Origin of the sequence: Xenorhabdus sp. NBAII XenSa04 (assembly GCF_963866145.1) — a bacterium.
GTDB classification, from domain to species: Bacteria; Pseudomonadota; Gammaproteobacteria; order Enterobacterales; family Enterobacteriaceae; genus Xenorhabdus; species Xenorhabdus indica.
Window position 1 is genome coordinate 62,967 of sequence record NZ_CAWMEB010000290.1, and the last position, 20,751, is coordinate 83,717.

The following is a 20,751-nucleotide window of genomic DNA, read 5'->3' on the forward strand; positions in this document are numbered from 1 at the left end:
TACTTCACTTCAAAATTACTTCACTTCAAAATTACTTCACTTCAATAGTGGGCTGGCTGAACCAGCTATTAAGTTTCTGTTCAAGTTTGTCTATGCCGATTTTTTTCAGAACAGAGAAATTCTCGATCTGAATATCGCCTTCCAGCCTAGCCAATTCCTGACGTACTTTGTTTAATTGGCTCTTGCGTGCCCCTGATGCCAGTTTATCGGCTTTGGTCAGTAGTATCATGACTGGCACCTGCATCACGACGGCCCATTCAATCATTTGCCTATCCAGATCTTTGAGTGGATGACGAATATCCATCAATACCACCAGCCCCTGTAGGCATTCACGTTTCTGGAGATATTCGCCCAATGCTCTCTGCCACTTGAGTTTCATTTCTTCCGGTACTTGTGCATAGCCATAACCCGGTAAGTCAACGAGGCGTATGCCTTCTTCCACCTCAAACAGGTTAATCAATTGAGTTCGTCCGGGAGTTTTACTGGTACGGGCAAGGCTCTTTTGCCGGGTCAGTGCATTCAGTGCACTGGATTTACCGGCATTTGACCGACCGGCAAACGCGACCTCAATGCCCACATCTTGAGGCAGGTGGCGAATGTCAGGTGCACTCGTGACAAAGTGGGTCATATGATAGTTGTAGTTCTTGATGGTCAAAATGGTTATCTCCCTGCGGAATACACAAAAAAAACAGCGCGGTGATTATACCGAGAGCAACGGCTTGTGGACAGGTGTAACTTTATCGTGATGTTTCTATTACGACATATTTTTACTTTTTGACTGAAATTATTTTTGCCTAACGTAGTAAAGAATATTCTGCAACTTTTTCCTGCCTAATATGTATGAAAGAACACCAAGATAGACGCTATTCCAAAAATAAACTCTACCCAAAATATGAGAATATAATATCTTTTTAGATAGATATTCTTTAGCAAAACTCATAATTACTCGTAAAAGTTGGTAAATCTTTGCAACTTAGCGCTATAGGGAATTACACTTAATGAGTTTTATGGGTTTTGTTATTGACCTCAAGAATAAAGGAACCATCAATGTTTAAACGTATTTTTGTGTCGCTTATGACGGCATGTGCTATCAGTGTGATGGCTGCTCCAGCATTGGCTGCTGAAACTCACGTGAAGCTGATGACATCAGCAGGTGAAATAGAGCTTGAACTGGATAGCAATAAGGCACCGATTACCACAAAGAATTTCGTTGAGTATGTGAATGAGGGTTTTTATAACAATACGATTTTCCATCGCGTTATTCCCGGTTTCATGATCCAGGGAGGGGGATTTACAAAAGATATGAAACAGAAAGTAACCAAAGCCCCAATCAAAAATGAAGCTGATAATGGATTACGTAACTTGCGTGGAACAATTGCAATGGCGCGCACCGCAGATAAGGATAGTGCAACCAGTCAGTTTTTTATTAATGTGACTGATAATGCTTTTCTTGACCACGGTCAGCGTGATTTCGGCTATGCCGTCTTTGGTAAGGTAGTGAAAGGGATGGATGTGGTTGACAAAATTTCTCAAGTCAAAACAGAAAATGTTGGGCCTTACCAAAATGTTCCTGTGAAACCGATTGTGATCCTTTCTGCAAAGGTTGTTTCCCAATAACCTTGATGAGAAAACCCCGTTTTTTACCTGAAAAATAGAGAATGAGACGGTATTGGCCTGTTATTACACTTTTTGAAGTTTCAGGGTTTTTAAAGTGCCGTCTCCCTTTCTCACTCCTCTATCGTTTTCACACGAAAAAGATCTCACTGTGAATATGTGCCGCTGTCTGGCGGTAATCCCTGCCCCTATTTTAAAAATGCCTATGTGGTATGATGACAGTCCCGCTACCGTTGGTGCTGCTTTACCTAATTTTACCGTGATACAGAACGCATAATGTCCGATAGGACAACGCAATATATAAAACTATAAAAATCAGTAGGATGAACTCCTATGTTATTAATAATAGATAACTACGACTCTTTTACATTCAATTTATATCAATATTTTTGTGAGTTAGGGACGAGTGTTTTAGTTAAGCGTAATGATGAATTACAGCTTGAAGATATCGAGAAATTGGCACCGACTCATTTAGTGATCTCTCCGGGGCCTTGTACACCAGATGAATCAGGGATCTCACTGGAAGCCATTTCGCATTTTGCCGGGAAATTGCCAATTCTTGGGGTGTGTCTCGGACATCAGGCGATTGGCCAGGCTTTTGGCGCGAGTGTTGTTAAAGCCCGTGAGGTGATGCACGGAAAAACCAGTTTAATTCACCATAACCAGCAAGGTGTATTTAAGGGATTGAATCGTCCGCTGACAGTGACCCGTTATCACTCTTTGGTCATCGCCGCAGAAACGTTACCTGCTTCCTTTGAAGTTACAGCATGGAGCCAGCATGATGGTAATGTGGATGAAATAATGGGAATACGCCACCGTACTCTCCCCTTGGAAGGCGTGCAGTTCCATCCGGAAAGCATCTTGAGTGAACAAGGGCATGAACTGTTGAATAATTTTCTTAAATATTAACGAAGAACGATTTAATCTTTCTTTTGGCTGTTGTTTCCGGCCATTTTTTACGAAGCACCTGTGGGCAGGTTATATGACTAAATGATGCACCAGCGGGTTTCATTTTGTTAAGGATGAGATAAGCTGGAGGAAGGAAAGCAAAAAGCCAGTGCTCTATGGGTTGCACTGGCCTAATTCAAGCGCAATTTCAGGAATTAGCGGGTTCCATAAACGACAATCGTTTTGCCGTGCGCAGAGATCAGGTTTTGATCTTCCAGCATTTTCAGAATGCGGCCGACTGTTTCACGGGAGCATCCGACAATCTGCCCAATTTCCTGACGTGTAATTTTGATTTGCATACCATCAGGATGGGTCATTGCATCAGGCTGTTTGGCCAGATTGAGCAATGTCTGTGCAATACGACCTGTCACATCCAGAAATGCCAGGTTTCCGACTTTTTCCGATGTTGTTTGTAAGCGGCTTGCCATCTGAGCGGATAAACGCATCAGAATGTCAGGATTAACCTGAATTAACTGGCGAAATTTCTTATAGGAAATTTCAGCCACTTCACAGGCGCTCTTAGCTCGCACCCATGCAGTACGCTCTTGCCCTTCTTCAAACAATCCAAGTTCACCAATGAAATCCCCCTGATTTAAATAAGAGAGGATCATTTCTTTACCTTCTTCATCTTTTATTAGAACAGCAACTGAACCTTTAACAATGTAGTAAAGCGTTTCTGCTTTCTCGCCTTGATGAATAAGCGTGCTCTTGGATGGATATTTGTGAATATGGCAGTGTGACAAAAACCATTCAAGAGTAGGGTCTGTTTGTGGCTTGCCGAGAACCATTCGCTTTATCCTCTGTTGTTATTTCCGCCTTTATGTTCTGAGAAACTGACAGTTTCTCATCAGGCCGGCTTTATAAAGTCAATAGATTAACATATTAACTTGCTGAAAAACCGACAAGTAAGAATTTTATATAGGTTTATAAGGATGCTAACATATTGGTGTAGTTATTCAGCCTCATAAAACCTGCCAGCTTCGCTTGTAACTCTGTTTGTAACACAGGAAAACTTTTCTGTCTTCTCCTGTATCGCTTCAGCATATAAAACCAGTTAATAAATTACCAGAAATCTGTTTGCAGAATACCATTTACTACATTTTCATTTATAAGTGGGTGAATAGTTAGTGTTTTGTCACAGGTAACATTATTTTTTGTTACCTGTGTTATTGATAATTAACTTGTGCTTAATTCAGGAAATTTTTTTGCCTTCCAGTAATTGTTGAACTAACGGAGCCATAATTAACTCCATTGCCAGTCCCATTTTTCCACCTGGAACGACGATAGTATTTATACTGGAAATAAACGAACCCTGAAGCATGGCCAGTAAATAAGGGAAATCGATTTGGCTCAGACCACGGAAGCGGATGACGATAAAACTTTCGTCCAGAGAAGGGATAGCTTTGGCGGAAAAGGGGTTGGAGGTATCAACAGTAGGAACGCGTTGAAAGTTGATGTGAGTGCGGGAAAACTGTGGCGTAATATAGCGAATATAATCATCCATTGAACGAACCACGGAATCCATAACCGCTTCCCTTGAATGCCCGCGTTCACTGGTATCACGAATGAGCTTTTGTATCCATTCAAGATTGACGATGGGGACAACACCAATTAGCAGATCAACTAATTCGGCGACATTGTATTGCGGTGTGACAACACCACCATGTAACCCTTCATAAAACAGCATATCGGTGTTTGATGGTAGTGATTCCCAGGGTGTGAATGTACCCGGTACTTGGTTGTAGGGAACAGCTTCATCATAAGTATGCAGATATTTCCGCCAGCGGCCAGTACCTGTTTCCCCATATTCAAAGAATGTCTTCTCCAGCATATGGAAATCATTCGCTTCTGGCCCGAAGTAACTGATGTGCCTGCCTTGTTCTTTCGCTTTACGTATTTCTGCGTCCATTTCAGGGCGGGTATAACGGTGGAAACTATCCCCTTCGATAAGTGCGGCAGTGATGCCGAGTTGTTGGAAAATCTTGCGAAATGCCACACTGGTGGTTGTCGTTCCGGCTCCGCTAGAGCCGGTTATGGCAATGACAGGGTGTTTGGCAGACATAAGAAACAGACTCCTTATCATAAAAATTGGGATGATCGTTCTCGCGATCAGCAGTATCAGGCCAATAAAACAAACAGATGTTGAATGAAATGCTATTGAGCCGGAAATGATATGAAACTATGGACGGAACATCTCCTTAGGCATGATATTGACAGTCTCATGCAATTCAGACCAGACCAGCAGGGCTTCACCCCGCTCAAGCTGGCGTTTTACATCCTGTACTTTTTGTTCCAATGTTTTTTCGCGTTCACCGTAGTCGGTGCCTTCCCGCAAGACAAAACTTTCGATCAAGCTGAGTAGAGTATCGGGTTCTACTTGTTGCCACGGGATAATCATTGTGGTCGCTCCATATCACATTATATTAGCTGCTGGTATTGCTTAGTTTTGAGGATGTTTTTGAGTTTAACTTTCATTGTTAACTGGCCTTGTATGTTAAATAACATACTGCTATTTTCTTGGAAAGGAAATGTCAATAATTGAGGGATAAAGCACGTCATGACCGCCAGCCTGATATTCTCACTTAGCACATTTATGTTTATCTCCGCAATCACGCCCGGCCCGAACAATATGTTACTGACATCATCTGGTGCCAACTTTGGGTTCCGCCGCTCGTTAATACTATTGTTGGGGATTGTTCTTGGGATGCAATCTGTCCTGTTGTTGTCTGCTTTTGGTATTGCGGCGTTACTGCTGGTGTATCCGGCCATACACACCGGATTGAAGGTGCTCGGTAGCCTGTATTTACTGTGGCTGGCCTGGAAGACGGTGACGGCACAATACAAACGGCTGGAGGCTACACAATCCCTTGGGATACCCATTAAAGGTCATCAAGGCTGGTTATTGCAGTTTTTGAACCCGAAAGCATGGATGATGGGGTTAGGGGCTATCAGCAGCTACAGTTTAGCAGGGGATTTATATATCCATTCCATTCTGGTCATCAGCGTGGTGATGCTATTGTGTAATACAGTCACCGGAATGGTATGGCTTATTTTGGGCGCTATGATTGGCCGTCTGTTAAAAAGCCGCACCGCATGGTTTACTTTCAATATCGTGATGGGGCTTTTGACCGCGGCTTGTGTACCATTGATCTGGGTGAGCTGAATCAGCTTAAGTCAATGTCCTTGCTGCCAAAGAAAAATGTCAGCATAAAGCCGCTGATATACGAAACAATTAGCCCTGCACCGTATACTGCCATGCCCATGAAAATGCCTGTCTGGGATGTCATTAAGGGCAGGGCAACTACACCGGAGGGGCCGAAAACCGTATTTAGGCCGACGGGCAATCCACACCAGGCAATCAGGCCGATAAAAAAACCACCAACAGCACCACCAAAACAGGCGGTAACGAAAGGTTTGATGCGAGGCAATGTTACACCATAAATCAAGGGCTCACCGATCCCCAAAAAGCCCGGTATGATAGCTCCTTTGATTTGAGTGCGTAGCAACGAATCTTTTTTGGCTCTGACATATAGCGCCAGCGCAGAGCCTACTTGCCCTGCTCCTGCCATTGCCAGAATCGGAAACAGGGAATTAAACCCTTGTGTTTCTACCAGAGCAAAATAGACTGGCACAAACCCCTGATGTACACCGAACATCACAGCGATCAAGAACAGCCCCGCCAAAATGGCTGTACCGAATGGATTACCATTTAGATTAGTGAAAAGCCATGACATTGCTGCAAACAGATAACTGCCTATCGGCATAATCACAATAAAAGTAACCGCGCCCATAACAAGCAGCGTGATAGCAGAGGTCAGGATCATGTCCAGGTCAGCAGGCATGATCTTACGGATCTGCTTCTCAACCCAGGCTCCCAGAATACAGGCAATCAATACCCCGATAATATTTCCCCGTGGATCGATGGGAAAGCCAAAGAAATTGTTGATACCAGAATAAAAGCCGCTGAGGGAGTCAGGGTTGTAACCCAAAATAAACAGGGAAGCGATGATGGCCCCATTAACGCCTGAACCGCCAAAAGCCTTCTGAGCGTTGTAACCAATCAAGATACTGAAGAAAGTGAACATTCCTTTGCTGAAAATTTTCATATAGCCGATCATTTCAACCAATACAGCGTTAGGTTGTGTAACACCCTGAATGAAAATTTGCTCCAGCAGAGTGGCAAGGCCTAATAGTAGACCAACAGCGATAAATCCGGGGATCAGAGGAGTAAAAATGGTAGCAAATTTGGTAAGGAATTTATGGATTGAACGGGTTTGTTTCTCTTTGAGGTGTTTTTTATTGGAAGAGGCAATCTCTTTCAAATTTGCCGAGTGATGTTTTGTTGAAAGATGTTCAGAGGCCGGATGCTCAGCAGAACTTAATAGTTCATTCATCATCTCCGCTGCTGTTTGAGCCTTACCGGGGCCAAGGACAATCTGGAGTTGTTCATGACTTTCAATGACCCCCAGAACGTCGGGAATTAGCTTCAGTTTAGCCTTATCGACCAGCGAATTATCACGTAACGTCAATCTCAGACGAGTCATACAGTTGCCACTATGTATGACATTACTTGTTCCACCAATAGCGTGAAGAATTTCAACCAGCATATCTGAATTAATTTTAGTCACGTACCACCCCTGCGGTTTATCTTCCACAAAGAAAAAGTAATGATTATCGAGCAGTTGAAATCGCTGACCGGATGAACCCTTGATGTTCTGTTAATAATATTCTGGCTTCTTCGGCACTGAGCCCCGATAGAATCATCACAATTGCAGTTTTGCAGTGACCGTTACAGGCGTTCAGGGTTTGTTCAGCCGTCTCCCTGTTGCACTCAGTAGCAGCCATGACAATATTTTTTTGTCGTTCAACTAACTTAGCATTAGTGGCTTCCACATCCACCATCAAATTGCCATATACCTTACCAGTACGGATCATGGCTCCTGTCGTGATCATATTCAGCACCAGTTTTTGCGCTGTACCTGCTTTCATACGGGAGGAACCTGTTACAACTTCTGGCCCGACAATGGGAGTGATAGCGATATCAGCCAGTTGGGTCATCGGACTGTCAGGGTTGCAACTGATACAAGCAACAGTTGCTCCTACTGATTTAGCATATTCCATTGCTCCCAACACGTAAGGTGTCCGGCCACTGGCGGCAATTCCGACCAGCACATCTTTTTCATTAAAGTGTAGTACCTTAAGATCATCTGCGCCTGGTTGCCGATTATCTTCCGCATTTTCGACGGCTTTGAAAATGGCTTGATGCCCGCCAGCAATTAAACCGACCACTTGTTCCGGTTTGGTGCCGTAGGTTGGCGGACATTCGCTGGCATCCAAAATCCCTAATCGACCTGATGTTCCTGCTCCGCTATAGATTAAGCGTCCACCCTGACGTAAAGCTTCTGCAACTTTATCAACGACAAGAGCAACCTGAGGTAGTATCTGCTCAACTGCAACGGCGACTTTTTTGTCTTCATCATTGATAACGCGGAGCATATCGAGTGTTGATAACTCATCAATATGAGTACTGGCGGGGTTACGGCTTTCAGTCACCAGATTATTCAGATCGATTTTCATCATTTTTTCCTGCTACATGTGATGGAATGATTTTAGGTAATTCATAAATACTGAATTATCGCATTGATCACATAATATAACTTTCATCTTTCAGACTGTTTTTTTATTTACTTTGTTCATTCAGAGTAATCGTAAACACCATATTCATAAAGAATTGATGATTTGCCTGATAAAGAAAAGTGATTATTTTCTTAAATATCTCATCCATTGGTTAATGGCATCAGGCTAACTTATGAGACATTCATATTTCCTATTCCTTTCCAAGTAGTCGCTGAATCGGCATTCAAGAAAATCTTAACTCTTTTGATGAGCTGCCACATATATTGGCAACAATGGTTTCGGGTTACCGTTTTTGTTGGCCTTTGAAGTACCAGTCTGAGCCGATCTTCGGGTTAAAGTGTATATCTACCTTGTTTTTACAGAAAAACCGATACAGGGTACTGATTGAAATCTTCACATTAGCTATTTTTTTGATTTGTAATACGAAAAGATCAAGGCTCCAACGAGAGCGGACATACCTGAATTAATCAATGGTTTTAAAGCCGCTTAGCTAATATTTCATTGAGTGATTATCTTAATGTTCAATCGATACTTTCCTTTATACGAAAATTCCAGCATGTTTTACCTGTGCAATAATATGTAAATACAGAATGTTCCTATATCCAAAAAATTAGAAACTTGAAATAAGGATAGGTATATTATATAGGTAATATTACTCTAAAAATAAGTTTTTATAAAAGTTGTGTTTTACTCGGATTTTGATAATTAAACCTTTTGTAATTTATTTTCTTCTAATGGGTTATAAATTATATTACGTAGATGGATGTATTTTAAGATTAACACGTGATAAGCGTTAAATATGAATTAGTGATAAAGAATGGATGGATTTTGTTATAAGAATACATGAATAAACTATGGGTTGTGTCATTATACGAGTAAACTAGTTTGATATGCTTTTCTTAGTTTTTATTATTAATTTGTGTGATTAAAACACAATAGTAAATTTTTTGCTAATTGTATCCTTATTAATTAACTAACATTTCACTGGTTAACATTTTGACCAGTAGTCTCGATAAAACCTTTGGCGAAACGCTAAGTTAAAATGCTATCACCATGAATCTGTAATGTTTTGTTTTTATTCACAACCATTGGGCGAAAGAACATGGATATACGCAATCTTGAAGCTTTCATCGTTTTGGCTGAGACTCTTAATTATCATAAGGCTTCAGAGAAACTTTACCTTTCTCAGCCTGCTTTGACGAAAAAAATACATGGTCTGGAAGGTATTCTGGGGGCTTCATTATTCAGAAGGGGGCCAAGTGGAACAAGATTAACAGATTTTGGGCAGAAGACGTTGGAAAATGCCAGGAAGTTTTTAACGCATTATGAACAGTTTAAAAGTCAGGTACAGTCTGATTCAAAAAGGGAACTTGTCAGGCACCTATATGTTGGTTCCTGTTTTTCCACTCATAACTATTCGCAAATAGAAAAGCAGCTTGCAGGGAAGAAAGGGAATGTTGTGCTGGCTTTGATGACAGGATTGTCAGTTGAGCAGCAGATTAGTTTGTTGAATGTGGGAATGCTCCATGTAGCTGTAGTGCCATTGGTGGCTGTGACACAGTTAGAGCCGAAAAAAACTTTTACTGAAAAATTGGTTTATATCTTTAGAAAAAGGAGTCAATTGATATCTAAATTTAGAACAGAAAACAGCAAGTCTAAGCATAAGAATTTTCTGAGCAGTTCGTCGGGAAAAAAAGAGGTGATTGACCTGAATGATTGTCTGAATGTCTTTCCTGTTTATACTGGTGATAATATGGGTTTGTTATTAAAAACAAATGATATCATGTTAATTATGGAGATGATTACAAAGAGTGGTACTTATGCCTGTGTACCTAAAAGGATGATTGCTGCAATTCCTGATTATTATATGAATTTGTTAGAAATTATTGAAACTGATAAGAAGATAGATTTAGGTGTAGTATGGGGCAAGTCAATAGATGATGATTTGATTGATGATGCCGAAAGTTTTTCTGCATTGGTGGCCAATCTGTAAAATAATTTTATAAGTGATCAGTGAATTATTCTATTGTTATACTTAATATATTCTGTTATGAAATCAGATTTAAATCATAAATGATAAGGCCGTTTTCGTTAAGGAACATAGAATGTTTATTAGAATTACTGATGTCTTACAATTATAAAAATACTTTTTAATTAAATGAGTTATCATCTTTAAGGTCAGTAAGATAATTCATTTTAGATGAACTCCTTTTCTTATTTGTGCACATAATATGTTTGGGAATACATAGTCAGTTTAGGGGGCTTGCGATATAAAGTATGATTACCGGGTATTGAATTAAAATATCCGGTAATCATTGCCTGGAAATAATTGAATGGTAATAGACTTACTGATTGATGTTAAATGTTTCTGTCATTTTTTCAAGTTGCTCTTGAATATCTAACCATTCCATTTCAATATCTTCCAGTCTGGATTTAGTCTTTATTTGTTGATGCAAGCATTCCGTTAATTCAGTTTTACGCTCACTTTCATATATTGTGTTATCTGAAAGTTTTTCTTCTAAACTTGCCAAGTTTGTACTTAAATTTTCCATCTCTTTTTCGAGCACTGTGAGTTGTTTACGCAATGGTTGCGTTTGGCTACGGAATTCTGCTTCACGCCGTTTTTGATCTTTGCGTTCTTGTGCACTGTAATTTTGAATGTTATTTACAGAATCATCTATACTGGGAGCTGTTTTTTCCTTTTCCTGATTTTCACGCCACTGTTGACGTTGTAATTCTGTCAGCCATTGTTGGTAATCTTCCAAATCACCTTTGAAAGGTTCTACTTTGCCATCATGTACCAGATAGAGTTCATCTGTCGTGGAACGCAATAAGTGTCTGTCGTGCGATACCACGACAAGAGCGCCATCGAAATCGATCAGGGCTTCAGTCAATGCTTGTCTCATGTCGAGATCAAGGTGGTTGGTCGGTTCATCCAACAACAGAAGGTTCGGACGTTGCCAGACAATCAGCGCCAGCACCAATCGGGCTTTTTCTCCTCCTGAGAAACGCACAGTTGGATCGGTCACTTGGTCACCTTTGAAACCAAAACCACCAAGATAATCTCTTAGCTGTTGTTCTGTTTCCTGAGGAGCAAGTTTGGCTAAATGTTGTAAAGGAGATTCATCTGCGCGAAGGTATTCCAACTGATGTTGTGCAAAATATCCTAGCTTGATGCCCTTGGCTAAGGAAATCTCCCCTTGTTGTGGAATGAGTTCCCCTGCCAGTAATTTTATCAGGGTTGATTTACCCGCACCGTTACGACCCAACAAGCCAATTCGTGAGCCCGGAACCAAATTTAATTTGATTGAGTTCAGTACCGTTTTATCTTCATATCCGGCACTGACTTTTTCCATAATTAATAGTGGATTTGGCAGGCTGTCTGGTTGGCGGAAACTGAAACGGAATGGGTTATCAACATGAGCAGGCGCAATCAACTCCATTCGCTCCAGCATTTTGATTCGGCTTTGAGCTTGTTTTGCCTTGGAAGCTTTCGCACGAAAACGATCAATGTAGCTTTGCAAATGCGCTACTTTTTCTTGCTGGCTTTGGTATGTAGCTTGTTGTTGGGCGAGTTTGGCTGCTCGTTGCCGTTCAAAAGAAGAGTAATTGCCCGTGTATTCAAATAAGCTCTGCTGTTCAATGTGCAGGACTTTATCAATGATTGGATCGAGGAAATCTCTATCGTGCGATATCAGGATTAAAGTACCTGTATAGTTTTTCAGCCATTTTTCGAGCCAGATTACAGCATCCAGATCAAGATGGTTGGTGGGTTCATCGAGCAACAATAGCTCAGAACGACAAATCAGCGCCTGAGCCAGATTAAGTCGCATACGCCAGCCACCGGAAAATGAACGGACAGGTTGCTCCAGTTGGGCCTGAGAGAATCCCAGCCCATGCAGTAAACTGGATGCACGGGCACGAATTGTCCATGCCTGAATAGTATCGAGCAAGCCGTGAAGGTGTGCAATGGCATGACCATCATTCTGTTCGTTGGCAATTCGCAGTTTCTGTTCCAGTTGGCGGAATTCACGATCACCATCGATCACATATTCCAGAGCCGAAATCTCCAGAGCTGGCGTTTCCTGATTCACCCAGGCTAAAGCCCAATTGTTGGGAAATGTTACAGAGCCACTTTCAGTTTGTAGTTCACCTTTCAGTAATGAGAGTAGGGTTGATTTACCACAACCATTTTTACCAACTAATCCCACTTTTTGGCCGGGATTGATGGTTGCGTTGGCATTATCCAGTAGGACGCGAATGCCACGACGGATTTGCAGAGAAGAAAAAACAATCATGATGTTGTCTGTATGGGATATGTTAAGTTAATGACATTATATATATTCGTTTTGATAGCTTGGCGTGCATGGTAGCGGAAAATAGGCGGTCTGACACGTCCTGGGAGGGAACTGATGTTATTGTCATCTAACAGGGTGATATGAGCGAAGTGAAACGACTGCGTAAAACATTAATCAGGTTAGGGATTCATCCGCATCAGGCATGAACAGCAATGGGGGTAAATATGTCAGTGAGTCGTAAACGTTTTATAGCAGGTGCTGTGTGCCCAAAGTGTCAGTCACAGGATACTTTGGCAATGTGGCAGGAAAACAGAGTTGATATTGTCGAATGTGTTCACTGTGGACATCTTCAGCGGCAAACTGATGAGGCTGTAACGTCTCATGTCAGAAAGCAGGAACAAGTTATCGGCATTTTTACACCTCAATAACTCAATGTAATTACAATGGGTAACGGATAAATTTTCCCATCACTAGGTACAGTGAAGTAGAATTCCGGTACAATCAGCGGCATTTTTTTAGTCGTAACCATTTTTCCCACGTTTTTTCCTGGGTATCGTAGGAGATGTCATGAAAGTAGCAAAAGATTTGGTGGTCAGCTTGGCTTATCAAGTAAGAGCAGAAGATGGTGTTTTAGTTGATGAGTCTCCGGTGAGCGCACCGTTAGACTATCTCCATGGCCGTGGTTCCCTGATTAGCGGCTTGGAAAAAGCGCTGGAAGGTCGTGAGGCTGGTGAACGTTTTGATGTTAGCGTTGAAGCAAATGATGCGTATGGTCAGTATGATGAGAACTTAGTTCAGCGCGTATCAAAAGATGTTTTTGTTGGTGTAGAAGAGTTGCAGGTTGGTATGCGTTTCCTGGCGGATACCGATATGGGGCCTGTGCCTGTTGAAATCACCGCTTTAGAAGGTGATGAAGTTGTTGTTGATGGTAACCACATGTTGGCTGGTCAGAACCTGAAATTTAACGTTGAAATTGTAGCAATTCGTGAGGCGACAGAAGAAGAACTGGCTCATGGTCACGTACATGGACAGGATGGTTGCGGTGATCACGATCACCATCATGATCATGAAGGTCATAGCTGTTGTGGCGGTGGTTGCCATTAATCAGCGGGTTAGCTGAAAAAAGGGAAGCTGGCTAGCTTCTCTTTTTGTCGATCTTTTGGCCTTCCCTGGCAGACGATTCCCCCGATCGGATAGCCGGAATCGGCTTCAGTGGTTCTGTTTTCAGTAATGGGGTGGGGGCGTTTCTTCTGAAAGTGGTGCAATAATTGATGACTGATGAGTTTTAAGTCGTTCGGCCATTAATTTTAGCTGTTCTTTTAGCTTATCCATTTCTACTTGCTGTTTTCTGACTTCTTGATTCAACGCTTCAATGGTAAATTCCTGATAGGCCAGTTTAGTTTCCAGTTGCTCAAATCTCTGCTCAAGGCTGGATAATACCATCACTTTTTCTCCTGTCTTTAATCATGTCATTACTCGACGGAATGATTATTGTATTTAAATCGATACTATAATACTTGAAGCCTCATGCCCAAAGCCTAATAGAGAAACCTTAATGTCTAAATCTTTTGGTGAAGGTGAAAATTTTGGTGAAGTTGAAAAGTAAAATGGAGAGAAAGTGGAGAATAGGAAAGCTTTTTGTTCAATGAGTTACTTCAAGATTGTTTCAATATTTTTCAGGGCGGCGTATAGCAAATATTGTTATTGGTTTTTGTAGGCAGTTATAGTACATGTGGTTGCATGATTTTTGCTGACGGCAAACTCAGTCAAATTTATTGGAGAATAAGATGAAATCATTGTTAAAAACAACCTTACTGGCAACTACACTGGCAATGGCATTCAGTGCACCGTATACAATGGCTGCTGAAACAAAAACCAGCGATGAAGTGAAACTGAATAAGGCTTTTAAGACAGTAGAACAGCAGGATTCTTATGCATTGGGAGCTTCCATCGGTCACTATATGGAAAAATCTTTGGACGAACAGAAAGCGCTAGGTATTGATATTGATAAGTCTCAGCTTTTGGTTGGTTTTGAAGATGCCGTCAATAACAAAAGTAAACTGAATGACACAGAAATTCAGCAAGTCCTTAGTGAGTTTGATGCCAAAATTAGAGCTTCTTTACAGGCCAAGCTGGAGAAAGAGGCCAGTGAAAATAGTGAGAAAGGGGATAAATTCCGGGAGCAGTTTGCTAAGGAGGCGGGAGTTGTAAAAACGAAATCTGGTCTTCTGTATAAAATTGAGCGGGAAGGAAGTGGTAAAACACCTGCAACAAGCGATACCGTAGTTGTGAATTACAAAGGAAGTTTGATTGATGGGAAAGTGTTTGATAGCTCCTATGAACGCAAAGAGCCTCTGTCGATTCCTCTGGATAAAGTGATTCAGGGCTGGAAAGAAGGTCTTCAGCATCTGAAAAAAGGTGGAAAAATGAAATTAGTCATCCTACCTGAGTTGGCTTATGGCAAAAATGGCGTGCAAGAAATTCCAGCTAACTCAACTTTAGTCTTTGAAATTGAATTGTTGGATATTAAACCTAACGCGAAAGCAAAATAATTTTCATCGTAATTAATACATGATTTTATAACAGGGGCTATCAGGTCCCTGTTTTGTTATACTAATATTTACTTCGATTTAGTAAATTTAGTAAGTAATAAACGTAAATATAGAGAATGAATTTTTCCAATTATTATTTTATACAATATTAAATAGAATAATTTTCTCATATATCAGGTACATTTGAACATAAACGCTGTGATAACCTCTGGCAGTCTATTCAGCAAGGTCTTGACGGCAATTTAATGTAGTTTTAACGTCATTATTCTGGATAGAATACAGCGTTTTTGGAATGTTTTCTGTTAAATTGCGGTTATAATAAATCTCACTCTGATGCTTTTGGTGAGGTGAAGTCTAAGCTTGAAGGATGGTGTATTACATGTCTACCCCACTATTATCCGGTGATAAAATATCTGGTGATAACAGCGATATTGATTTACTGGAAAACCAACCGTTCAGTGAAACGGATCATGAAATTTTAAAGTCTTATGAAGCTGCTGTTGATGGCCTGGCTATGCTGATTGGTGGGCATTGTGAAATTGTTCTTCATTCACTGGAAGACCTTAAATGTTCAGCTGTCAGAATAGCTAATGGCGAACATACGGGCCGTAAAATTGGTTCTCCCATTACTGATCTGGCATTACGAATGCTGCACGATATGACGGATGAAGATGCCAGTGTTTCCAGGGCCTATTTCACACGGGCGAAAAGTGGCGCATTGATGAAATCTGTTACGATTGCGATTCGTAATCGTCAGCGTCGAGTGATTGGGCTTTTGTGTATTAATATGAATCTGGATGTTCCTTTTTCTGAAATTATTCAGACTTTTATTCCGGAAAAAACTCACGAAGTCTCTTCAAACGTCAATTTTGCTTCTTCTGTGGATGATCTGGTTGCTCAGACTCTGGAATATACTATTGAAGAGGTAAATGCTGATCGCAATGTTTCCAATAATGCGAAAAACAGGCAGGTTGTCCTGAATCTTTATGAGAAAGGTATTTTTGATATTAAAGATGCTATTAATCAGGTTGCTGATCGACTGAATATCTCCAAACATACGGTATACCTTTATATTCGCCAGTTTAAAAGTGGTGAATGTACGAGTCTGGAGAAGTAATGTCGCCACTGTCTTATTGTCTTCTGGTGACCGGGCCAGCATATGGAACTCAGCAAGCCAGTAGTGCTTATCAATTTGCTCAGGCGCTTATTGCTTCTGGCCATAAATTGCATAGCATATTTTTTTATCGTGACGGCGTTCAGAATGGCAATCGGCTGCTAGCGCCTGCTAATGATGAATTTGATCTCGTCAGAGCTTGGCAATCATTGGCTGCTCAGCACCAGTTTAATTTATCCATTTGTGTTGCGGCAGCGTTGCGACGTGGTGTTGTAGATGAACAACAGGCAAATGAACTGAATCTGGATGCTGCGAATCTGGCCAATGGGTTTGAACTCAGTGGCCTTGGTTCTCTGGCTGAGGCCATGATGCTATGTGATCGCGTGGTACAGTTTTAGGGGCATAGGCAAAAGGATATTGAGGGTAATAATGAAAAAAATCGCCTTCGTTTTTACTGAAGCTCCCCATGGGTCTTCTGCTGGTAGAGAAGGGCTGGATGCTCTACTCGCAACATCAGCATTAACAGAGCAGATGGGGGTATTCTTTATTTCTGATGGAGTATTCCAGCTACTGTCCGATCAGCAACCAGATAAAATTCTGTCACGTGACTACATTTCAACATTTAAGATTTTATCTCTGTATGATATTGATAAGTATTATATTTGCCTTGAAGACCTGATGGTTAGAGGATTTAACCCGGAAAGTCATTTTATTCTGGAGGCCGAGTTTCTCTCCGCTGTGGCCATTCGGCAAATGTTATCAGGCTATGATATTGTGCTGAAATTTTAATCTATTTTGGAGAGATAACATGTTATATACTGTTAAATGCTCACCTTACCAGGATGACTTCAATGCAATACTTGGCTTGATCACTGATGTGGATGATGTTCTGCTGATTCAGAATGGGGTATTGCTCAGTGTGAATGGTAATCGCTATTTAGCTGAGTTGATCCGCACAGGAGCCGGTATCTATGCTTTGCAGGATGATCTGGAGGCACGAGGGCTTGTTAAGCAAGTTTCAGATCGTGTACAGGTGGTAAATTATAACGGTTTTGTTAGCTTAACGGTGAAACACCAGCAAAGTTTCAGTTGGTAGATATTTCTGTATTTTGTCCGAAGATACTGCCTGTAGTATTCAGCCAGCAATAAATGACTTGCTAACTCTTTGACGACGCCGACCATAGAAAGGCTGTATATTTCTTGACACCTCGTCAAGTCAGCAATAAAATTCCGCGTCCTCTCGTTTTGTCATCATGACTGACAGAGGGTAAAATCCGTGTTTACGAAGCAAAAAACCAGGAGCTTTTTTAATAATGGCAACTATTAACCAGCTGGTTCGCAAATCTCGTAGCTCGAAAGTTGTGAAAAGCAACGTTCCTGCTCTGGAAGCTTGCCCGCAAAAACGTGGTGTATGTACTCGTGTATATACGACTACTCCCAAAAAACCAAACTCAGCACTGCGTAAAGTATGCCGTGTTCGTTTGACTAACGGTTTCGAAGTGACTTCCTATATCGGTGGTGAAGGCCACAACCTGCAGGAACACTCCGTAATCCTGATCCGTGGCGGTCGTGTTAAAGACTTGCCAGGTGTGCGTTACCACACTGTTCGCGGTGCACTGGACTGTTCCGGTGTTAAAGACCGTAAACAAGGTCGTTCTAAGTACGGTGTGAAGAAGCCGAAGGCTTAATGGTTCTCCGTTAAGTAAGGCCAAACATTTTTTACTTTAATGTCAGAATAAACTCGTAGAGTTTTGGACAACCCTGAAATTCGAAACGGAGTATTTCCATGCCACGTCGTCGTGTAATTGGTCAACGTAAAATTCTGCCAGATCCAAAGTTCGGATCTGAACTGCTGGCAAAATTTGTAAATATCCTGATGGTAGACGGTAAGAAGTCTGTCGCAGAAGCAATTGTATATGGTGCGCTTGAGACCCTGGCTCAGCGTTCTGGTAAAGATCATCTGGAAGCATTCGAGCTGGCACTGGATAATGTGCGCCCGACTGTGGAAGTTAAATCCCGTCGTGTAGGTGGTTCTACCTACCAGGTTCCAGTTGAAGTTCGTCCGGTTCGTCGTAATGCATTGGCAATGCGGTGGATCGTTGATGCTGCTCGTAAACGCGGTGATAAGTCGATGGCTCTGCGCCTGGCGAATGAATTATCTGATGCGGCTGAAAACAAAGGCGCTGCTGTTAAGAAACGTGAAGACGTTCACCGTATGGCAGAAGCTAACAAGGCGTTCGCACACTACCGTTGGTAATCCATTTTTGTTATACCATCGGCAGTGAATATGTTCTGGGTAGCTGCTTAGCTACCCGTTCTCTAATATTGAACGAATATTGAACGCCCACGAGAGAGGAAAAAATGGCTCGTAAAACCCCTATAACTCGTTACCGTAATATCGGTATCAGCGCGCACATTGACGCGGGTAAAACCACTACCACCGAACGTATTCTGTTCTACACTGGTGTAAGCCATAAGATCGGTGAAGTTCATGATGGCGCTGCTACTATGGACTGGATGGAACAGGAGCAAGAACGTGGTATTACCATCACGTCTGCTGCGACTACCGCATTCTGGTCTGGTATGGCTAAACAGTATGAGCCACACCGTATCAACATCATCGACACCCCAGGCCACGTTGACTTCACTATTGAAGTAGAACGTTCTATGCGTGTTCTTGACGGTGCAGTAATGGTTTACTGTGCAGTTGGTGGTGTTCAGCCACAGTCTGAAACTGTATGGCGTCAGGCGAATAAATATAACGTTCCACGTATCGCGTTCGTTAACAAAATGGACCGTATGGGAGCGAACTTCCTGCGCGTTGTTGAACAGATCAAAACTCGTCTGGCTGCTAACCCTGTTCCTCTGCAATTGGCAATCGGTGCAGAAGATTCCTTCACCGGTGTTGTTGATTTGCTGAAAATGAAAGCAATCAACTGGAACGACGAAGATCAGGGTATTACCTTCGAATACGAAGATATCCCGGCTGACATGCTTGAGCAGGCTCAGGAATGGCATCAGAACCTGATTGAATCCGCAGCAGAAGCATCAGAAGAGCTGATGGATAAATACCTGGGCGGTGAAGAGCTGACTGAAGAAGAAATTAAGGCAGCTCTGCGTAAGCGTGTTCTGGCTAACGAAATTATCCTGGTTACCTGTGGTTCTGCATTTAAGAACAAAGGTGTTCAGGCAATGCTGGATGCAGTTGTCGAATATCTGCCAGCACCAACTGATGTTGAATCCATCAAAGGTATGCTGCCAGACGGTAAAGATACTCCAGCAGAACGTCATTCTAGCGATGACGAGCCATTCTCTGCTCTGGCGTTCAAAATCGCTACCGACCCATTCGTGGGTAACCTGACGTTCTTCCGTGTTTACTCTGGTGTTGTTAACTCCGGTGACACTGTACTGAACCCGGTTAAAGACAAAAAAGAACGTTTTGGCCGTATCGTTCAGATGCATGCTAACAAACGTGAAGAAATCAAAGAAGTCCGTGCAGGCGACATCGCAGCTGCTATCGGCCTGAAAGATGTCACTACAGGTGATACTCTCTGTGACCTGAACGCACCAATTATCCTGGAGCGTATGGAATTCCCAGAGCCAGTTATCTCTGTTGCTATTGAGCCAAAAACTAAAGCTGACCAAGAAAAAATGGGTATCGCTTTAGGCCGTCTGGCTCAGGAAGATCCATCATTCCGCGTGAGCAGTGATGAAGAGTCTGGTCAGACTATCATTGCCGGTATGGGTGAACTTCACCTCGACGTATTGGTTGACCGTATGCGTCGTGAATTTAACGTTGAAGCGAACGTGGGTAAACCTCAGGTTGCTTACCGTGAAACTATCCGTGCTTCTGTTGAGCAGGAAGGTAAACACGCTAAACAGTCAGGTGGTCGTGGTCAGTATGGTCATGTATGGCTGCGTATCGAACCTCTGGAAGCGGGTGGCGCTGGTTACGAATTCGCGAACGAAATCGTTGGTGGTGTTGTTCCTAAAGAATACATTCCAGGCGTCGACAAAGGCGTTCAGGAACAGCTGAAGAGCGGTGTTCTGGCTGGTTACCCAATTGTTGACGTTAAAGTTGCCCTGTTCGATGGTTCTTACCATGACGTTGACTCCTCAGAAATCGCCTTTAAAATTGCTGCATCCATGGCATTTAAAGAAGGCTTCATGAAAGCGAAACCAGTTCTGCTGGAACCTATCATGAAAGTTGAAGTGGAAACACCAGAAGACTACATGGGTGACGTCATCGGTGACTTGAACCGTCGCCGTGGTATGATCGATGGTATGGATGATGTAGCTACGGGCAAAATTGTTCGTGCTCAAGTACCATTGTCTGAAATGTTTGGTTATGCTACTGACCTGCGTTCTCAGACCCAAGGTCGTGCTTCTTACTCCATGGAGTTCTTGAAGTACAACGAAGCGCCGAGCAACGTCGCTCAGGCTATTATCGAAGCTCGTAAATCTAGATAATTTTTCGAGTTTACTATCTTTTTAGCTCCCTCATCATTTATGACGGGGGAGCGGTATTAAGGAATAGAGTCGTGTCTAAAGAAAAGTTTGAACGTTCCAAACCGCACGTTAACGTTGG

General features: G+C 42.1%; 22 protein-coding genes and 1 pseudogene. 14 read left to right on the plus strand and 9 right to left on the minus strand.

Features of this window, described 5'->3' with window-relative positions; genetic code table 11:
* Positions 1 to 31: 31 nt before the first annotated feature.
* Positions 32 to 655 carry a ribosome biogenesis GTP-binding protein YihA/YsxC gene (yihA, locus tag AAC147_RS10570; RefSeq protein ID WP_047680779.1) on the minus strand — a complete coding sequence of 208 codons (624 nt, stop codon included), beginning with the start codon at positions 653 to 655 and terminating at the stop codon, positions 32 to 34.
* Between the two features lie 392 nt (positions 656 to 1,047).
* Here yihA and ppiA point away from each other — a divergent pair, with 392 nt between their 5' ends.
* The gene (ppiA, locus tag AAC147_RS10575; RefSeq protein WP_047680781.1) at positions 1,048 to 1,617 is read left to right on the plus strand and encodes a peptidylprolyl isomerase A; all 570 of its coding nucleotides are present in this window, start codon (positions 1,048 to 1,050) and stop codon (positions 1,615 to 1,617) included.
* Between the two features lie 330 nt (positions 1,618 to 1,947).
* Positions 1,948 to 2,523 carry an aminodeoxychorismate synthase component II gene (locus AAC147_RS10580; RefSeq protein WP_038269479.1) on the plus strand — a complete coding sequence of 192 codons (576 nt, stop codon included), beginning with the start codon at positions 1,948 to 1,950 and terminating at the stop codon, positions 2,521 to 2,523.
* Positions 2,524 to 2,717: 194 nt separating this feature from the next.
* Here AAC147_RS10580 and crp read toward each other — a convergent pair whose 3' ends face one another.
* From crp to AAC147_RS10595, 3 genes are all read right to left on the minus strand, one after another.
* Entirely contained in the window at positions 2,718 to 3,350 is a 633-nt protein-coding gene (gene crp, locus AAC147_RS10585; protein ID WP_004240730.1) for a cAMP-activated global transcriptional regulator CRP, read from the minus strand.
* Positions 3,351 to 3,754: 404 nt separating this feature from the next.
* Positions 3,755 to 4,624 (minus strand): phosphoribulokinase, encoded by an 870-nt coding sequence (locus tag AAC147_RS10590; protein ID WP_047680785.1) that lies wholly within the window; start codon positions 4,622 to 4,624, stop codon positions 3,755 to 3,757.
* Positions 4,625 to 4,741: 117 nt separating this feature from the next.
* Positions 4,742 to 4,960 (minus strand): YheU family protein, encoded by a 219-nt coding sequence (locus AAC147_RS10595; protein WP_047680788.1) that lies wholly within the window; start codon positions 4,958 to 4,960, stop codon positions 4,742 to 4,744.
* Between the two features lie 159 nt (positions 4,961 to 5,119).
* Here AAC147_RS10595 and AAC147_RS10600 point away from each other — a divergent pair, with 159 nt between their 5' ends.
* Positions 5,120 to 5,725, plus strand: a complete 606-nt coding sequence (locus tag AAC147_RS10600) for a LysE family translocator (protein ID WP_047680791.1) — start codon at positions 5,120 to 5,122, stop codon at positions 5,723 to 5,725.
* Position 5,726: 1 nt separating this feature from the next.
* Here the strand turns inward: AAC147_RS10600 and murP are convergent, their stop codons facing one another.
* The 3 genes and pseudogenes from murP to AAC147_RS20110 form a co-directional block, all read right to left on the minus strand.
* Positions 5,727 to 7,190 (minus strand): PTS N-acetylmuramic acid transporter subunit IIBC, encoded by a 1,464-nt coding sequence (gene murP / locus AAC147_RS10605; RefSeq protein ID WP_047680794.1) that lies wholly within the window; start codon positions 7,188 to 7,190, stop codon positions 5,727 to 5,729.
* A 43-nt stretch (positions 7,191 to 7,233) separates the two neighbouring features.
* The gene (gene murQ / locus AAC147_RS10610; RefSeq protein ID WP_197056367.1) at positions 7,234 to 8,139 is read right to left on the minus strand and encodes an N-acetylmuramic acid 6-phosphate etherase; all 906 of its coding nucleotides are present in this window, start codon (positions 8,137 to 8,139) and stop codon (positions 7,234 to 7,236) included.
* Positions 8,140 to 8,369: 230 nt separating this feature from the next.
* Positions 8,370 to 8,653, minus strand: a pseudogene (locus AAC147_RS20110) (hypothetical protein); the annotation flags it as partial.
* Between the two features lie 648 nt (positions 8,654 to 9,301).
* On the opposite strand from AAC147_RS20110, the gene AAC147_RS10620 reads away from it, so the two are divergent.
* The gene (locus AAC147_RS10620; RefSeq protein WP_047680800.1) at positions 9,302 to 10,192 is read left to right on the plus strand and encodes a LysR family transcriptional regulator; all 891 of its coding nucleotides are present in this window, start codon (positions 9,302 to 9,304) and stop codon (positions 10,190 to 10,192) included.
* A gap of 352 nt (positions 10,193 to 10,544) precedes the next feature.
* Here the strand turns inward: AAC147_RS10620 and AAC147_RS10625 are convergent, their stop codons facing one another.
* A complete protein-coding gene (locus AAC147_RS10625; protein WP_047680802.1) occupies positions 10,545 to 12,497 on the minus strand; it encodes an ABC transporter ATP-binding protein in 1,953 nt (650 codons plus the stop codon).
* A 224-nt stretch (positions 12,498 to 12,721) separates the two neighbouring features.
* Here AAC147_RS10625 and AAC147_RS10630 point away from each other — a divergent pair, with 224 nt between their 5' ends.
* Entirely contained in the window at positions 12,722 to 12,925 is a 204-nt protein-coding gene (locus AAC147_RS10630; RefSeq protein ID WP_047680805.1) for a YheV family putative zinc ribbon protein, read from the plus strand.
* Positions 12,926 to 13,064: 139 nt separating this feature from the next.
* A complete protein-coding gene (gene slyD, locus AAC147_RS10635) occupies positions 13,065 to 13,601 on the plus strand; it encodes a peptidylprolyl isomerase (RefSeq protein WP_047680807.1) in 537 nt (178 codons plus the stop codon).
* 120 nt (positions 13,602 to 13,721) lie between these two features.
* Here the strand turns inward: slyD and AAC147_RS10640 are convergent, their stop codons facing one another.
* Entirely contained in the window at positions 13,722 to 13,940 is a 219-nt protein-coding gene (locus AAC147_RS10640; protein ID WP_047680810.1) for a SlyX family protein, read from the minus strand.
* A gap of 344 nt (positions 13,941 to 14,284) precedes the next feature.
* Here AAC147_RS10640 and fkpA point away from each other — a divergent pair, with 344 nt between their 5' ends.
* The 8 genes from fkpA (at position 14,285) to fusA (ending at position 20,633) form a co-directional block, all read left to right on the plus strand.
* Positions 14,285 to 15,049, plus strand: coding sequence for an FKBP-type peptidyl-prolyl cis-trans isomerase (fkpA, locus tag AAC147_RS10645; protein ID WP_052189469.1), 765 nt, complete (start codon positions 14,285 to 14,287; stop codon positions 15,047 to 15,049).
* A gap of 379 nt (positions 15,050 to 15,428) precedes the next feature.
* Positions 15,429 to 16,166 carry a helix-turn-helix transcriptional regulator gene (locus AAC147_RS10650; RefSeq protein ID WP_047680813.1) on the plus strand — a complete coding sequence of 246 codons (738 nt, stop codon included), beginning with the start codon at positions 15,429 to 15,431 and terminating at the stop codon, positions 16,164 to 16,166.
* Positions 16,166 to 16,561, plus strand: coding sequence for a sulfurtransferase complex subunit TusD (tusD, locus tag AAC147_RS10655; protein WP_047680816.1), 396 nt, complete (start codon positions 16,166 to 16,168; stop codon positions 16,559 to 16,561). The genes AAC147_RS10650 and tusD overlap by 1 nt, the downstream gene beginning before the upstream one ends.
* A gap of 31 nt (positions 16,562 to 16,592) precedes the next feature.
* Entirely contained in the window at positions 16,593 to 16,952 is a 360-nt protein-coding gene (gene tusC / locus AAC147_RS10660) for a sulfurtransferase complex subunit TusC (RefSeq protein ID WP_047680818.1), read from the plus strand.
* A gap of 19 nt (positions 16,953 to 16,971) precedes the next feature.
* Positions 16,972 to 17,259: a sulfurtransferase complex subunit TusB gene (gene tusB, locus AAC147_RS10665; RefSeq protein ID WP_047680821.1), complete on the plus strand. Its 288-nt coding sequence runs from the start codon at positions 16,972 to 16,974 to the stop codon at positions 17,257 to 17,259.
* Positions 17,260 to 17,476: 217 nt separating this feature from the next.
* On the plus strand, positions 17,477 to 17,851 hold the full coding sequence (rpsL, locus tag AAC147_RS10670; protein WP_038269449.1) for a 30S ribosomal protein S12: 375 nt from the start codon (positions 17,477 to 17,479) through the stop codon (positions 17,849 to 17,851).
* Positions 17,852 to 17,949: 98 nt separating this feature from the next.
* Positions 17,950 to 18,420: a 30S ribosomal protein S7 gene (rpsG, locus tag AAC147_RS10675; protein WP_038269448.1), complete on the plus strand. Its 471-nt coding sequence runs from the start codon at positions 17,950 to 17,952 to the stop codon at positions 18,418 to 18,420.
* 104 nt (positions 18,421 to 18,524) lie between these two features.
* The gene (fusA, locus tag AAC147_RS10680) at positions 18,525 to 20,633 is read left to right on the plus strand and encodes an elongation factor G (protein ID WP_047680824.1); all 2,109 of its coding nucleotides are present in this window, start codon (positions 18,525 to 18,527) and stop codon (positions 20,631 to 20,633) included.
* Positions 20,634 to 20,751: the final 118 nt, after the last annotated feature.